The following is a 14723-nucleotide window of genomic DNA, read 5'->3' on the forward strand; positions in this document are numbered from 1 at the left end:
GATTAAATAGTAATTTTTTTAAGTTGTTTTTCTAATTCTATTATTCCTTCTGGCGTTGCCATCGCTCTGGTATGATATTCCAGTGCCTCTAATTCTATTTGCTGGGCTTCTCTTTCCGAAACCGTATTTTCATTAATATGAAATATCAGTGTGTAATAAAACTTTACATAAACATCTATATTTAGATTCGGACGATACAGTTTTTCACGAATTCCCTTCTCGATGTTCTCTCTGAAATATCTCGTACACTGATCAATTTCATGGGACAATACATTCTGATATATTTCAGGATAATGCTTTTTTAACTGATAAATAGGAGACGTATCTGAATTGTTCTTAAACATGTCCCGAAACATTTCCCTGATTTCAAAATTTTCGTGAATCGAATTGTAGTTCTTCTCGACTATGGTATCAATAATTTCATGTACCTGTTTATGAACCATCGAAGTACTTTCTTCAATTAAGACTTCTTTATTGCAAAAATATTTGTAAATCGTTTTTTTTGAAATACACATTTCCCCTGCAATGTCGTCCATAGTAACACTTTTGAAGCCCAGTTTCAAAAACAAGTCACTCGCTTTTGCTATGATTTTCTCTTTCATTTTAATTTTCAAATTGTATTACAAATATAAACAGGAAACTTTATTTGTGAAAAAGAGTTTCCATTAAGTTTGTAATAATTTTACATTAATTTGTTCATTGTAAGAATTATATGCAAAATTCTAAATTGGCAATAAGTTTCATATCTTTTCCTAATGCCAGACCCCCATTATGGTTAAAGGAATTATAATCTAAGCCAAAGTCCTGTCTTTTGATATTTCCGGTGATTTCAAAAGCCACCTTCTTTTTACCATCATAAGAATTAATACCAATAAACTCAGCATCCAGTTCTACAACCTTAGTCACATCTTTTATCGTCAGGTCTCCCTTAAAAAAATTGATGTTGTTATTGACCTTCTGAAATGAAGTCGATTTAAAACTAATGATTGGATGCTCATTTACATTAAACAGGTCATTCAGCTGCAAATGCGTGTCAATTTGCTGAAAGCTGTCATATTTGTTGTTTATATCTAAAGAAAATTCAACAGAAGCATCTTCAATTTCATTGTCTTCAATATTCACATAACCGTCAAATTTATTTTCAGTTCCTCCTAAATAGGCAATTATCGAATGTCTCATTTTAATTAAAACATCTGACTGGCTAGAATCAATGGTCCATGTTGTTCTCATAAATATCTGATTTTACTGAGTTTATTAATCACTCAAGCTTTTTCATGGAAACTTTTTTAGTGTTCCGGGTTTCCAAATAAAAATGCAAATATAAACAGGAAACTCTAAACACCAAGAAAGTTTCCGGGTTTTTTCAAAAAAACTTTTAACATCTTATAAATGAGCAGTCCGCAAATCAATTTTTACGGCACAATTCCTTTTAAATTTTAAGGACCAATATTCATAATTGAATTGTATCTTTGAGCTTCGTAAATCAGAATTTCACTTTATGCACGATATTAGTCAGTACCAGGATTTCTTTATTAGTTATTTAAAAAGCCAGAGCATCAATAAAGAGCCAAAAAATCTTTATGAACCTATGGAATACATTTTAGGTCTTGGCGGAAAACGGATGCGTCCGGTACTAACATTAATGTCGGCGGAAGTTTTTAATACCGATTATAAAAAAGCCCTTCCTGCGGCAATGGCAGTAGAAGTTTTTCATAACTTTTCTTTAGTTCACGATGATATTATGGACGACGCCCCTTTGCGAAGAGGAAAAGTAACCGTGCATGAAAAATGGAACATCAATACCGGAATTTTATCCGGTGACGCCATGCTAATCCTGGCGTATCAATATTTTGAGCAATACGAACCTGCCATTTTCAGGGACCTCGCAAAATTGTTCAGCAAAACGGCCCTGGAAGTTTGCGAAGGCCAGCAATGGGATGTTGATTTTGAAGAAAGAACCAATGTTACCATTCCGGAATACCTGAAAATGATCGAATACAAAACAGCTGTTTTGGTCGCTGCTGCCATGAAAATGGGCGCTATTGTAGCGGAGACTTCTGAAAAGGAAGCTGATTTAATTTATGATTTCGGACTTAATCTGGGATTAGCTTTTCAGCTTCAGGATGATTACCTGGATGCCTTTGGGGATCCGGAAACTTTTGGAAAACAAGTGGGCGGTGATATTATAGAAAATAAAAAAACTTATTTATATCTGAAATCATTAGAGTTTTCTAATCCTGACAAAGCCTTACAACTGGAAAATTTATTCCACTTACAACTGGAGGACAATTCAGCTAAAATTGAAACTGCTAAAGCTATTTTTAACGAATCAGGAGCCTCAAAAGCAACACAGGAAGCGATAGAAATGTATACACTGAAAGCTTTTGAAACGCTTGAAAAAATGGCCATTTCTGAAGAAAAAAAGAAAATCCTGAAAACCTTCGGAGAAAATCTGATGGGAAGAACGGTTTAATATTCCGTGCAATTTTCAGATAGAAATCTACAATCATAAATCAGCAACCTAAAATAAAATCAATGTTTGTAGCCCCAAAAAACGCAGATTCGCTATTAGTTGAAGCTCAGTCCAAAGCTTTGTATCTCAAACTGATTGAGCAGATTAACAAAGATTTTAATCTGGCCAATGAAGGAATAGATTTTCCCCTGAGTATTTCTCCTGATGAAATAAAAATTCAGCTGCACGAAAAAATCTACCGCATGATTCAGTATAAATTTGCCGAATACCTGAATCTCCTTTACATCATTGACGTCTCCGAAAGCGAAATAAAAAAACTCGACGGATCTGATTTGGTGATTCTTGCCGAACAGGTTTCTTTTTTGATTTTAAAACGGGAGTGGCAGAAAGTTTGGTTTCGGAATTATTATAAGTAGAGAGGTACTGAGTGGCTAAGATTCTGAGGTTCTAAGATTTGCTCTCAGATTCTAAAAAAAGTTCCCTCATAAAAGAACTAATTTTAACGCAATCATCTATATCTTCAGTATCAAAACAAGACCAATAGTACACTGTGTATTCGTGAATACAAAAATCTGTTTTTAATAAATCTTGTACTGTAATCCAATATTTTAAAAATTGTTCTGGTTGATTTTGATCTTCATTAGCTTGTATAATAGCCTGCATAAGAACAAATTTTTCATCATCGTCTATTAGTTTTCGATAATGACTAATATATGTATCAATGTCATTTGAATCTGCAATTTCATAAGGCCAATCTTGCATCCAATCATCATAAGGCATATTTAATTCTTTAACCAATTTATCTATAGCCGCTCTTGTACTGCATCTGAATTTAGGCTCGATCATTATAAAAATATTAAAAAAACCTTAGAACCTCTGCATCTCAGAACCTCTGCACCTCTAAATCAAAAATACACCCTCACAAAAGGCATAAATGCCGATCCGTACAGACTTCTGTCATCATCAAACAAAACATCATAACGGGCACCAATCGTGACGCTTCCGGTTCTGTACCCTGCTCCGAGATACAAAGCAGTATTCCAGTAATTATCGGAATAGGAAGGCCTGAAATTATTCGATTCATAATCTGTGTTTACACGCACCTGTTCTAATTCGGCAGAGAGCTGAATCTCCGGAATCGGATTCACCAATCCAACGATGCTTCCGCCGTAAACAAAAGAACTATAGTAGTTTTTGGAAGATAAATAGCCAAATTGCAAACCGACACCAGCGGCTACGATTTCATTAATATTATAAATAGCGCTTGGCATGACAGAAATATCTGTATAACCCGAACCAATCCCTAAACCAAGACCACCGCCAAACTGAACCCTGTCCCAAAAATCAGGGTTGTTATCTATAACATAGTTTTGTTGTGTCTGACTAACAGCCAGATTTGAAAACAAGAACATCAAAATCACAAAAAATGATTTGAAAACGATTGAAAAATGATTTTCCTTCATGGTTATCTCTAGTTTTAACAAATTTTTACGTAAAAGTACGTAAAAAAAGGATTTAAATAAATGCGATTGTTGTACTTTTGCCATTCTATTTAACAAAAAGTATATTCACTAATATTATGGATAGGTTTTCATTTTTAAATGCAGCGCATACAGAATTTTTCGCACAATTATACGATCAATATTTAGTAAATCCGGATAGCGTTGAGCCAAGCTGGAGAAGCTTTTTTCAGGGTTTTGACTTTGGAATGACCACTTATAATGACGAAAATCCTGTTCAACAAATCGTTGAATTTGCCTCGAACAACACAGATTACAGTCAGGTTTCTGAAAAGTTACAAAAAGAATTTAATGTATTAAAGTTAATTGACGGATACCGTACCCGTGGACATTTGTTTACCAAAACAAATCCGGTTCGTGATCGTAGAATTTCATCTCCTAATCTGGATATTGAAAATTTTGGTCTGTCCAATGCTGATCTATCTACTATTTTTGATGCTGCTAAAGTGATCGGAGTAGCACCGTGTTCTTTACAGGACATTATAACGCGTCTGCAATCTATTTACTGCCAGCATATTGGTATTGAATACATGTACATTCGAAACCCAGGCGTTGTAAAATGGATTCAGGATAAATTAGCTGTAAATGTAAACCAGCCTAACTTTTCCGGTGATGAAAAGAAAATCATCTTAGAAAAATTAAACGAGGCCGTTTCTTTCGAAAACTTTTTACATACCAAATATGTAGGTCAGAAGAGATTTTCATTAGAAGGTGGAGAAACCATTATCCCGGCTCTTGACGCTTTAATCGAAAAAGCTGCCGAAAAAGGGGTTGAACAATTTGTAATGGGAATGGCACACCGGGGCCGTCTGAACGTTTTAGCCAATATTTTTGGTAAATCTACTCAGGATATCTTTGGTGAATTTGACGGTAAAGATTACGATCAGGAATACTTTGATGGTGACGTAAAATACCACTTAGGACTTACTGCTGACAAGAAAACAAGAACGGGAAAAAACATCAATATCAATTTAGCACCAAACCCTTCTCACTTAGAAACAGTTGGAGCCGTAATTGAAGGTATTACCCGCGCAAAACAAGATAAATATTACGCCGATGATTTCTCAAAAGTATTACCTATTGCCGTTCACGGTGATGCTGCAATCGCAGGTCAGGGTATTTTGTATGAAATTATTCAAATGGCACAGCTTGACGGATACAAAACCGGAGGAACTATTCATATTGTCATCAACAATCAGGTTGGATTTACGACCAATTACTTAGACGCACGTTCTTCTACTTATTGTACAGACGTTGCCAAAGTTACACTTTCACCAGTGTTACACGTAAATGCCGATGATGCTGAAGCCGTTGTTCATGCAGTTTCATTTGCATTAGATTACAGAATGGAATTTGGCCGTGATGTATTTATTGACTTATTAGGATACAGAAAATACGGTCACAACGAAGGTGATGAGCCTCGTTTTACACAACCGGTTTTATATAAAATCATCGCAAAACATAAGAATCCAAGAGACATCTATGCAGAGAAATTATTGTCTGATGGTGTGATTGATGCAACTTATGTAAACGCCTTGGAAAAAGAATACAAATCGAATATGGAGGAGAATTTAGAAGCTTCCCGTAAAAAAGATTTGACGATTATAACACCATTCATGAAAAACGAATGGGAAGGATTTGTTCAGGTAACTGATACCCAAATGCTTCAGAAAGTGGACACTACTTTTGATAAAAATGGCCTGGATTCTATTATAAACACGATCTCAACGCTGCCATCAGATAAGAAGTTCATCAACAAAATAACTAAAATTGTTACGGATAGAAAAACCGGATACGACAATAACACTATTGACTGGGGAACTGCCGAAGCATTGGCCTACGGTTCTCTTTTGACGGAAGGATTCGATATCCGTATTTCTGGTCAGGACGTAGAACGCGGTACCTTCTCTCACCGTCATGCTGTTGTTAAAGTAGAAGATTCTGAAGAAGAAGTAATTTTACTGGACGCTATCGAAAACAAAAAAGGAAAATTCGGAGTATTCAATTCCCTTTTATCTGAATATGGAGTTCTTGGTTTTGATTACGGATATGCCTTGACTAATCCAAAAGCACTGACCATTTGGGAAGCACAATTTGGAGATTTCTCTAACGGAGCCCAAATTATGATTGACCAGTACATTTCCTGTGGTGAAGATAAATGGAACAATCAAAACGGTATTGTTTTATTATTACCTCACGGTTATGAAGGTCAGGGAGCAGAACACTCTTCTGCAAGAATGGAGCGTTACTTACAGCTTTGTGCAAGACAAAATATGTACGTTGCAGATTGTACAACGCCTTCCAACTTTTTCCACTTGTTAAGAAGACAAATGAAAACGAATTTCCGTAAACCTTTGGTAGTTTTCTCTCCAAAAAGTTTATTACGTGATCCAAGATGCGTTTCTACAGTAGAAGAATTGGCAAATGGAAGTTTCCAGGAAACAATAGACGATGCAACAGTAAACAAGAAAGAGGTAAAAACATTAGTTTTCTGTACCGGTAAATTCTACTACGACATTGTTGCCGAAAGAGAAAACAACGGAAGAAATGACGTTGCGGTTGTTCGTATTGAGCAATTGTTCCCATTACCAACAGAACAGTTAAAAGAAGTTATTGCACAATATCCAAATGCCGACGATTATGTGTGGGCACAGGAAGAGCCTAAAAACATGGGAGCCTACAGCTTTATGTTAATGAACTTTGATCTTGTAAAATGGAGATTAGCTTCACTAAAAGCTTACGCAGCCCCGGCAGCAGGAAGTTATACCAGAGCAAAACGTCGTCATGCAGATGCGATCAGAATGGTATTCGATAAAAATTTATTCAGATAAAAAGAATGTTTCAAGTTTAAAGTTTCAGGTTTAACCCTAACATGAAACTTTAAACAATTAAAACTTTAAACAAAAACAAGATGATTTTAGAAATGAAAGTCCCATCACCAGGGGAATCAATAAAAGAAGTTGAAATTGCAACTTGGTTAGTAAAAGACGGAGATTATGTAGAAAAAGATCAGGCTATTGCCGAAGTTGATTCAGACAAAGCAACTCTTGAACTACCGGCTGAAATGAGCGGAATTATTACGCTAAAAGCAGAAGAAGGTGATGCAGTTGCTGTAGGAGCTGTAGTTTGTTTAATTGATACCGATGGCGTAAAACCCGGAGGTGATGCTCCGGCAGCAGAAGCTCCAAAAACGGAAGCGAAAGCTGAAGCACCTAAAGCAGAAGTAAAAGCTGAGACGCCAAAAGCAGCTCCGGTTCAAGCTCCGGCAGCTACAAGTTATGCCTCGGGAACTCCATCTCCGGCAGCAAGAAAAATATTAGACGAAAAAAACATAGCCCCGTCAACAATTACAGGAACTGGTAAAGACGGAAGAATTACAAAAGATGATGCTGTAAACGCAGTACCTTCTATGGGAACTCCAACCGGAGGAAGCCGTGGAAGTGAGCGTACAAAATTATCAATGTTGCGTCGTAAGGTAGCCGAGCGTTTAGTTGCCGCTAAAAACGAAACAGCCATGTTAACGACTTTCAATGAAGTTAACATGACGCCGATCAACCAGATTCGTAATGAGTACAAAGATGCATTCAAAGCAAAACATGGCGGACTTGGTTTAGGTTTTATGTCTTTCTTTACAAAAGCAGTGACAAGAGCGTTACAATTGTATCCGGATGTGAATTCAATGATGGATGGTGATTATAAAATTGCGTATGATTTTGCTGATATCTCAATCGCCGTTTCCGGACCAAAAGGATTAATGGTTCCTGTTGTTCGTAATGCTGAATTGTTAACTTTCCGCGGAATTGAAGCTGAAATTAAAAGATTGGCACTTAGAGCCCGTGATGGTCAAATTACTGTTGACGATATGACCGGAGGAACTTTTACCATTACAAACGGTGGTGTTTTTGGAAGTATGTTGAGTACGCCAATTATCAACCCTCCTCAATCAGGAATTTTAGGAATGCACAATATTATTGAGCGTCCGATTGCTGTAAACGGTAAAGTGGAAATTCACCCAATGATGTACGTTGCCCTTTCTTATGACCACAGAATTATCGATGGCCGTGAGTCTGTTGGTTTCTTAGTTGCCGTAAAAGAAGCGTTAGAAAATCCTTTAGAATTATTAATGAATGGTGATGCTAAACGTGCTTTAGAATTGTAGTTCTTAATAATTTTATTAACATACCAAAACCTGTTCAATCATTTGAGCAGGTTTTTTTTTCTTAATATTAGCTTAAATCTTGCTTAAGATGTTAATTTTTTGAATAAACTTAAATTTTACCCTTTAAAAAATATTTTATTTAGAATAAATAAAAATAGCTTGTTTAGTTAGGATTCAACCACTAAATTTGCACTATTAAAATCAATTCTAAATAAAAATGAAATCTAAATTTACAATATTTCTTTTGAGTTTCTGTTTTATTTTGTTAGCAGGCACGAAAGTCTGGTCTCAGGAAAAAGCAACTATAAAAGGTCAGATTACCTTAAAAAATAATGAGTCACCGGAAAACATTTCTGTTGTTCTAAAAGGAACAAAATCAGGAACGACTACTGATGAGGAAGGTAATTACAACTTAAAAAACATCATACCCGGAACTTATATTTTAAAAGTTTCTTCAGTTGGGTACATTACACAGGAAAAATCAATTGTACTTAATGAAGGAGACAACCTGACTCAGAATTTTACTATTTCTACAAATTCAGAAGACTTGACAGAAGTAGTTGTAAATGGCGGTAAAAAAAATCATTTTGCCCGTAAAGAAAATCCACAAGTATCAAGATTACCGCTTAAAAATCTTGAAAATCCACAATCATACACTACCATTACAGGAGAATTATTAAAAGAACAGGTCGTTACCAATTTTGATGATGCTTTAAAAAATGCATCCGGTATTACACCTCTTTGGGCCGCAACAGGGCGTGCCGGAGATGGAGCCGCCTATTATTCTTTAAGAGGTTTCCCGGTTCAGCCAACAATGGTAAATGGTTTACCAGGTTTAACAAACGGAAGTTTAGATCCTGCAAATATTGACAGAATTGAAATTATCAGAGGCCCATCAGGAACTTTGTTCGGAAGCAGCTTAATCTCTTACGGAGGTTTAATCAATACTACTACAAAAAGACCTTACAAAACCTTTGGAGGAGAAGTAAATTATACGGTAGGAAGCTATGGTTTAAATCGTGTAACTGCTGATTTGAATACGCCTCTTAATGAGCAAAAAACTTTAAATTTCAGAATAAACTCAGCCTACAACAAACAAAATAGTTTTCAGGATGCTGGTTTCAGAGAATCTTATTTTGTAGCGCCTTCATTATCTTATGAAGTAAACGACAGATTATCATTCCTGGTTAATACTGAGTTTATGAGTACTGAATCTACCAACCCAACAATGTTGTTTTTAGACAGAGGTGCTCCGTTAAGAGTTCATAATATTAATGAATTAAAATATGACAACAAACGCTCTTACACCAGTAATGAGCTTACGATGAAAACACCGTCTTATAATATTCAGGCTCAGATGAATTATAAGCTTTCAGATCAATGGACTTCACAGACTATATTTTCTAACAGTTCAGCAAGATCAAAAGGAAACTACACTTATTTGTACGAAGGCACAAGCAGTTTCCCAATTACGAAAGGAATTGTTTTGGCCCGATTTTTTACAGATCAGGACAATCAAAATATAACAACTGATATTCAACAAAATTTTAACGGTGATTTTAAAATTGGAAGTATAAGAAATAGAATTGTTGTAGGTTTTGATTACTTTAAAAGAACGGCGACTGATCATAGTACAGGATATTTCGGAAATGGTTATGTTTATATCGGGGATGATCTAGCATCTTTCAATGCTATTCCGGGTATCGGGCCAAGTAATGGTGATACAGGAAATTTGACAAAAGCCGGATCTGATGCAATTATTGGAAACAGCCCTAGAAACGATAATAAAACGAAGCAAGAAACGTATAGTGCTTACATTTCTGATGTAATCAACTTTACTCCGGCATTATCTGCTATGTTAAGTTTGCGTGCCGACCGTTTTATGAATGCTAAAAACGACGGATACAATCAAACCGGTTTTTCACCAAAATTTGGATTAGTGTACCAGCCAATTCTGGATAAAGTTTCAGTTTTCGCCAATTACATGAACGGATTTGTTAATGTTGCACCGGGTCAAAATCGTCAGGCTACTATTGTAACACCGCTGACATTTAATCCTGAACATGCAGATCAGTTTGAATTTGGAACAAAATTGAATCTTTTTAAAGATAAACTTTACGCTACTTTTAGCTACTATGACATTAAAGTTATTGATCAGGTTTATGTAGTAGAGACACCATACGTAGATCCTGCAGATCCAACAAAGGAACAGCCAAATAATCAGACAACCTATCAGGATGGGGCTCAAAAGAATAAAGGTTTTGAAGCAGAATTTGTTGCCAACCCGATCAACGGTTTAAATATTGTTTTTGGATACAGTTATAATGATGCCATTTTAACAAAAGGAGACGCTGATTTTGTAAACCGCAGATCTGAAAATGCAGGACCTAGAAACCTGGCAAACCTTTGGGCCAGCTACAAAATCACAAACGGTTTCTTAAGAGGTTTTGGTGTAGGTTTTGGAGGAAATTATGTGGGTGACAATATGATCATGAATAGAAATGTAGCAGGAACTTTTACAATTCCTGAATACACCGTTCTTAACTCCTCTTTGTTTTACAGTGCAGATAAATTTGGAGTAACATTAAAGCTTAACAATATTGCAAATAAAGAAATCTATGATGGATGGTCAACTATTCATCCCAAAGATCCAAGAAGCATTGCTGCCAGCTTTACTTACAAATTCTAAATAACAAAATAAACATAAAAACATCTTTCCCTTCAACCGGAAAGATGTTTTATAAATTTATAAAATCATGATAACAATAGCCGGCCTTTTCGTTTTTATCTCTTTTTATATGTTGTATTACACTTCCAGAAAAGCCGTACTCTCTTATGATTATGGTTTTGAAAAATGGCTGAATAATAACCCCGGACCAACCAAAATTTCAGGATTGGTTATACTTCTTTTGGCTTATTCATTATTGCTGTTTACCAAAGCTTTAGGAACCGGAACTTTATTGTTTTTCATTCAGTTAATGACAATCGGAAGTTTGATTGTTATCTTATCGCCGCTTAAAGTCATCAACAGTAAAGCTGTCGCGGTACTTTTTATCCTTAGCGGTCTAATAGAAATCTATTACTATTAAATATGCCAGCAAATCCTAAATACCTGACGCAATCAAAAGGACAGCGTTTTGCCAAAATAACAGCGGCTATACTTGGCGGCTATTTCGTTTCTGTGAGTTTTCATCTGGCGCTGGCGTCCTGGTTTAATCGTGTAAATATTATTATGACTATGGCTTTTACAGGATTTATTCTCTGGGTTGCCTTAATGGTTATAGCCTTTTTAGCAAAAAGCGGATTAAAAATCTGGGGAATCTATTTGTTGCTTACCGTTATTTTTTGTGGTATTATCTATCTTGGCCAAACCTATAATCCCATTACCAAATAATCCATGAACAACAGAAACTATAATATCTATTTTCATACGCATACCGTAAGCGGAATCGTAATAAGCGTGGTCTTGTTTATTATTTTCTTTGCCGGATCTTTTTCTTTTTTCAGAGACGAAATCATCAATTGGGAGCGCAGCGAGTCTGTTGCACTGACCAAAGATATTCAGCTGAACTACGACGCAACTTTAACCGCTTTAGATAAAAAATACAATTTAGACGGAAGAACGATTTCAATTACAAAAGCGAGCAACGAAAGACGTGTCAATGTTTACATGGAAGGGACCAAAGATACTTTGGCTCCGGCCAAACGAAAAGAAAGCCAGTTCTTCTATTTAGATACCGAAAATCTAAAAACACAAACCTACGAAGAATCGTATTCCTTAGGTGAATTCTTATACAGACTCCATTTTCTGGCACAGGTTCCTTATCCGGTTGGCTATTACCTTTCGGGTTTTGTGGCTTTGTTTTTTTTATTTGCCATTGTAACCGGAGTGTTATTGCACTGGAACAAGATCGTTTCTAATTTTTATACGTTCAGACCCAAAGAAAAACTAAAAACGTTATGGACCGATTCGCATACGGCTTTAGGAATGATTGGTTTGCCTTTTCAGTTTGTATATGCCGTTACAGGAGCCTTTTTTATGATCAAGCTTCTGATCGTTGCACCCAGTGTGATGGCTTTATATAAAGGAGATCAGACCAAATTATATGATGATTTAGAATACAATAATCCTGTATTTAATTTTGAAAACAAAAAATTAGCCAATCCTTTTCGTATAAATGAACTCGTAGCTAAAACCAAAGGCAATTGGAAAGATTTTGAAATCAACAGCGTACAGATTCAGAATTACGGCGATGCCAATATGCATGTTATCGTTGAAGGAGAAATGCCATACGACCAAAAATTTACAGCCTTAGGAAAAATAATCTATAAAGTCGCTGACGGAAAAATCATAGCCAAAAAAGATCCCGTAACCGACAACAAATATCTGGATGTGGTAAAAAATGTTTTATATCGTATTCACTTTGGCGATTATGGCGGATATGCCCTTAAGATCATCAGTTTTGTGCTTGGTATTATTACCTGCTATGTAATTATATCCGGAGTTATGATTTGGCTGGTTGCCAGGGATAAGAAAAATATGCCGGAGAAAAAACGTCGTTTTAATAATTCCGTGGTACGTATTTATCTGGCGGTTTGCCTGAGCATGTATCCCGTTACAGCATTAGCATTTATTGCCAATAAGGCCTTTTATCCCCTTAGCCAATCGAATATATATAATGTGTATTTTATCAGCTGGCTGTTTTTAATTATATTCTTCCTTTTAAAAAAAGATATTAATTTTACTAATAAATGGTCTCTGATTTCAGGAAGTATTTTAGGGTTTTTAGTTCCAATTGCAAATGGAATTTATAGCAGGAACTGGTTCTGGAAAACTTTTGCAGCCGATCAGACACAGATTTTCTTTATTGATATTTTCTGGATTGTACTCGCTTCACTTACTTTATTTGTTTCTTTCAAATTAAAAAAAACAAAAGCAGATACGTAAAATATCAAAATGAATCCTTATAATTTGTGAATTGTATATTTAGAATTACTTTTGCGTACTTGCAGCTAATTCTAAAAAAAGAAAAATCTTTCGTAATTCGCAAATGAAATTTACCAAACAAATACGTTTTATACACAAATGGCTCGGATTAATTTCCGGGCTTATTGTTTTTATTGTTAGTATTACGGGCTGTATATTTTGTTTTCATGACGAAATAAAAGACATTACCCGAAAAGAATGGCGTATAGTAGAACCACAGAACAAGCCTTTTATACTTCCCTCAGCATTACAGGAAAAAGCGAAAAAAATTGCTCCGAAAAATAAAGCATCGATGGTTTCCTATTATGGAAAAAACAGATCCGCAATTGTTTATACGTATTCCGATACCGAAAATGAATACCTCTATTTCAATCCGTATACCGGTAAATATTTAAAAACAGAAAATCCCAAAACTGATTTTTTTATAATTGTCGAATACATACATCTTTACCTGCTCCTTCCCGATTATATCGGAAAACACATTATTGGTGTTTCAACCCTTATATTTATCCTATTGGTCATTTCAGGGCTTATTCAGTGGTGGCCGAAACGAAAAAGTGATATCAAAAGAAGCTTTACTGTAAAATGGTCTGCAAAATGGCGTCGTGTCAACTACGACTGGCATAATACTTCCGGATTTTACATTTCGCTTCTTGCAATTGTTATCGCTATTACGGGCTTAACTTTCACATACGAATGGGTTGGTAATGGTATTTACAAAACCTTTAATTTTGGAGGAGATAAAACTTTAGAAACAAAAGCTCCGGTAGTTGACACTACAAAATTTGATAAAAATAATATCCTGGCCGTAGACAAAGCTTTTATCGAAACCAGGAAACAACAGCCAAAAGCTGAAATGTTTTATGTAATGTTTCCGCAGCATAAAGGCGACATCATCAATACGGGAGCTTATCCATATACTTTACGATTCGATCACCAGAGCAATTATTACTTTCATCCGGCTGACGGAAAATTAATCCGGAGCGATTCCTACCAAAATAAGAGTTTAGGTTTACAAGTCGTCGAAATGAATTATGGCATTCACACAGGACAAATCTTAGACTTACCCGGCAAAATTTTGGCTTTTACGATAAGCCTGATTGCAGCAGCTTTACCCGTAACCGGTTTTGTCATTTGGTTTGGAAGAAGAAAAAAAATCAAAAAAACAAAGACATAAAAAAACCGCTGATTAAAGCGGTCATTTTTATTATTTGAAATTATCTTAATTTCTGTCTGCTAAAGCATTTTTTTGTAAATTTTTAACTGAACTCACTTTACTGTTTTCGTAAGCAACTTCAGAAAGACTGTTTTCATTAAAGAAAATCCATTTTCCGGTTTTCAATCCGTTTGTGTATTCCCCTACAGCAACTTTATTTCCTTTTTCATCGTATGATACCCAAACTCCATCTAATTTACCATCTTTAAAGAAGCCTTCCTGCTGTACTTTACCATTATCATAGTAATAAGTAGCTTTCACTGTATTTCCAACAGCTTCTAATTCCGGTTTATTCTCTTGTGCAACTAAAATTCCAGAGAACAATATTGCAACTAAAATTACACACTTTTTCATATCTTGTAGGTTTT

At 35.5% G+C, this 14723-nt stretch carries 14 protein-coding genes; 9 read left to right on the plus strand and 5 right to left on the minus strand.

The genetic code is table 11. From position 1 onward, the window contains the following. Nucleotides 1–2: 2 nt before the first annotated feature. Entirely contained in the window at nt 3–602 is a 600-nt protein-coding gene (locus tag HAV12_RS22640; RefSeq protein WP_171571571.1) for a TetR/AcrR family transcriptional regulator, read from the minus strand. A gap of 106 nt (nt 603–708) precedes the next feature. Further along, nucleotides 709–1230 carry a YceI family protein gene (locus HAV12_RS22645; RefSeq protein WP_132032398.1) on the minus strand — a complete coding sequence of 174 codons (522 nt, stop codon included), beginning with the start codon at nt 1228–1230 and terminating at the stop codon, nt 709–711. A gap of 268 nt (nt 1231–1498) precedes the next feature. Between HAV12_RS22645 and HAV12_RS22650 the strand changes: the two genes are divergently transcribed. Both HAV12_RS22650 and HAV12_RS22655 read left to right on the plus strand, forming a co-directional pair. Continuing rightward, nucleotides 1499–2473 (plus strand): polyprenyl synthetase family protein, encoded by a 975-nt coding sequence (locus HAV12_RS22650; RefSeq protein WP_171571572.1) that lies wholly within the window; start codon nt 1499–1501, stop codon nt 2471–2473. A 62-nt stretch (nt 2474–2535) separates the two neighbouring features. Then, nucleotides 2536–2889 (plus strand): hypothetical protein, encoded by a 354-nt coding sequence (locus HAV12_RS22655; RefSeq protein WP_171571573.1) that lies wholly within the window; start codon nt 2536–2538, stop codon nt 2887–2889. Between the two features lie 31 nt (nt 2890–2920). Here the strand turns inward: HAV12_RS22655 and HAV12_RS22660 are convergent, their stop codons facing one another. Both HAV12_RS22660 and HAV12_RS22665 read right to left on the minus strand, forming a co-directional pair. Continuing rightward, nucleotides 2921–3319 carry a hypothetical protein gene (locus HAV12_RS22660; RefSeq protein WP_171571574.1) on the minus strand — a complete coding sequence of 133 codons (399 nt, stop codon included), beginning with the start codon at nt 3317–3319 and terminating at the stop codon, nt 2921–2923. A 59-nt stretch (nt 3320–3378) separates the two neighbouring features. Next, nucleotides 3379–3936, minus strand: coding sequence for a hypothetical protein (locus HAV12_RS22665; RefSeq protein ID WP_171571575.1), 558 nt, complete (start codon nt 3934–3936; stop codon nt 3379–3381). A 116-nt stretch (nt 3937–4052) separates the two neighbouring features. On the opposite strand from HAV12_RS22665, the gene HAV12_RS22670 reads away from it, so the two are divergent. The 7 genes from HAV12_RS22670 (at nt 4053) to HAV12_RS22700 (ending at nt 14316) form a co-directional block, all read left to right on the plus strand. Next, entirely contained in the window at nt 4053–6824 is a 2772-nt protein-coding gene (locus HAV12_RS22670) for a 2-oxoglutarate dehydrogenase E1 component (RefSeq protein ID WP_171571576.1), read from the plus strand. An 80-nt stretch (nt 6825–6904) separates the two neighbouring features. Next, complete coding sequence (gene odhB / locus HAV12_RS22675; protein WP_171571577.1) at nt 6905–8152, plus strand: 2-oxoglutarate dehydrogenase complex dihydrolipoyllysine-residue succinyltransferase; 1248 nt, start codon at nt 6905–6907, stop codon at nt 8150–8152. Between the two features lie 217 nt (nt 8153–8369). Further along, the gene (locus HAV12_RS22680) at nt 8370–10841 is read left to right on the plus strand and encodes a TonB-dependent receptor (protein WP_171571578.1); all 2472 of its coding nucleotides are present in this window, start codon (nt 8370–8372) and stop codon (nt 10839–10841) included. Between the two features lie 67 nt (nt 10842–10908). Next, nucleotides 10909–11241 carry a hypothetical protein gene (locus tag HAV12_RS22685; protein WP_171571579.1) on the plus strand — a complete coding sequence of 111 codons (333 nt, stop codon included), beginning with the start codon at nt 10909–10911 and terminating at the stop codon, nt 11239–11241. Between the two features lie 2 nt (nt 11242–11243). Next, nucleotides 11244–11546: a hypothetical protein gene (locus tag HAV12_RS22690; RefSeq protein WP_171571580.1), complete on the plus strand. Its 303-nt coding sequence runs from the start codon at nt 11244–11246 to the stop codon at nt 11544–11546. Nucleotides 11547–11549: 3 nt separating this feature from the next. Further along, nucleotides 11550–13100: a PepSY domain-containing protein gene (locus HAV12_RS22695; protein ID WP_171571581.1), complete on the plus strand. Its 1551-nt coding sequence runs from the start codon at nt 11550–11552 to the stop codon at nt 13098–13100. Between the two features lie 103 nt (nt 13101–13203). Continuing rightward, nucleotides 13204–14316: a PepSY domain-containing protein gene (locus tag HAV12_RS22700; RefSeq protein ID WP_171571582.1), complete on the plus strand. Its 1113-nt coding sequence runs from the start codon at nt 13204–13206 to the stop codon at nt 14314–14316. Nucleotides 14317–14361: 45 nt separating this feature from the next. Here HAV12_RS22700 and HAV12_RS22705 read toward each other — a convergent pair whose 3' ends face one another. Continuing rightward, nucleotides 14362–14709, minus strand: coding sequence for a toxin-antitoxin system YwqK family antitoxin (locus HAV12_RS22705; RefSeq protein ID WP_171571583.1), 348 nt, complete (start codon nt 14707–14709; stop codon nt 14362–14364). Between the last annotated feature and the right edge of the window lie 14 nt (nt 14710–14723).

This window comes from Flavobacterium sp. CLA17 (assembly GCF_013112255.2).
In the GTDB taxonomy this organism is placed as follows: domain Bacteria; phylum Bacteroidota; class Bacteroidia; order Flavobacteriales; family Flavobacteriaceae; genus Flavobacterium; species Flavobacterium circumlabens.

Bases quoted from the DNA above. Each gene is read 5' to 3' on its own strand.
- HAV12_RS22670 (WP_171571576.1), top strand. From the start codon at position 4,053: ATGGATAGGTTTTCATTTTTAAATGCAGCGCATACAGAATTTTTCGCA.
- HAV12_RS22680 (WP_171571578.1), top strand. From the start codon at position 8,370: ATGAAATCTAAATTTACAATATTTCTTTTGAGTTTCTGTTTTATTTTG.
- HAV12_RS22690 (WP_171571580.1), top strand. From the start codon at position 11,244: ATGCCAGCAAATCCTAAATACCTGACGCAATCAAAAGGACAGCGTTTT.
- HAV12_RS22685 (WP_171571579.1), top strand. From the start codon at position 10,909: ATGATAACAATAGCCGGCCTTTTCGTTTTTATCTCTTTTTATATGTTG.
- HAV12_RS22700 (WP_171571582.1), top strand. From the start codon at position 13,204: ATGAAATTTACCAAACAAATACGTTTTATACACAAATGGCTCGGATTA.
- HAV12_RS22650 (WP_171571572.1), top strand. From the start codon at position 1,499: ATGCACGATATTAGTCAGTACCAGGATTTCTTTATTAGTTATTTAAAA.
- HAV12_RS22705 (WP_171571583.1), bottom strand. From the start codon at position 14,709: ATGAAAAAGTGTGTAATTTTAGTTGCAATATTGTTCTCTGGAATTTTA.
- HAV12_RS22665 (WP_171571575.1), bottom strand. From the start codon at position 3,936: ATGAAGGAAAATCATTTTTCAATCGTTTTCAAATCATTTTTTGTGATT.
- odhB (WP_171571577.1), top strand. From the start codon at position 6,905: ATGATTTTAGAAATGAAAGTCCCATCACCAGGGGAATCAATAAAAGAA.
- HAV12_RS22655 (WP_171571573.1), top strand. From the start codon at position 2,536: ATGTTTGTAGCCCCAAAAAACGCAGATTCGCTATTAGTTGAAGCTCAG.
- HAV12_RS22695 (WP_171571581.1), top strand. From the start codon at position 11,550: ATGAACAACAGAAACTATAATATCTATTTTCATACGCATACCGTAAGC.
- HAV12_RS22645 (WP_132032398.1), bottom strand. From the start codon at position 1,230: ATGAGAACAACATGGACCATTGATTCTAGCCAGTCAGATGTTTTAATT.
- HAV12_RS22660 (WP_171571574.1), bottom strand. From the start codon at position 3,319: ATGATCGAGCCTAAATTCAGATGCAGTACAAGAGCGGCTATAGATAAA.
- HAV12_RS22640 (WP_171571571.1), bottom strand. From the start codon at position 602: ATGAAAGAGAAAATCATAGCAAAAGCGAGTGACTTGTTTTTGAAACTG.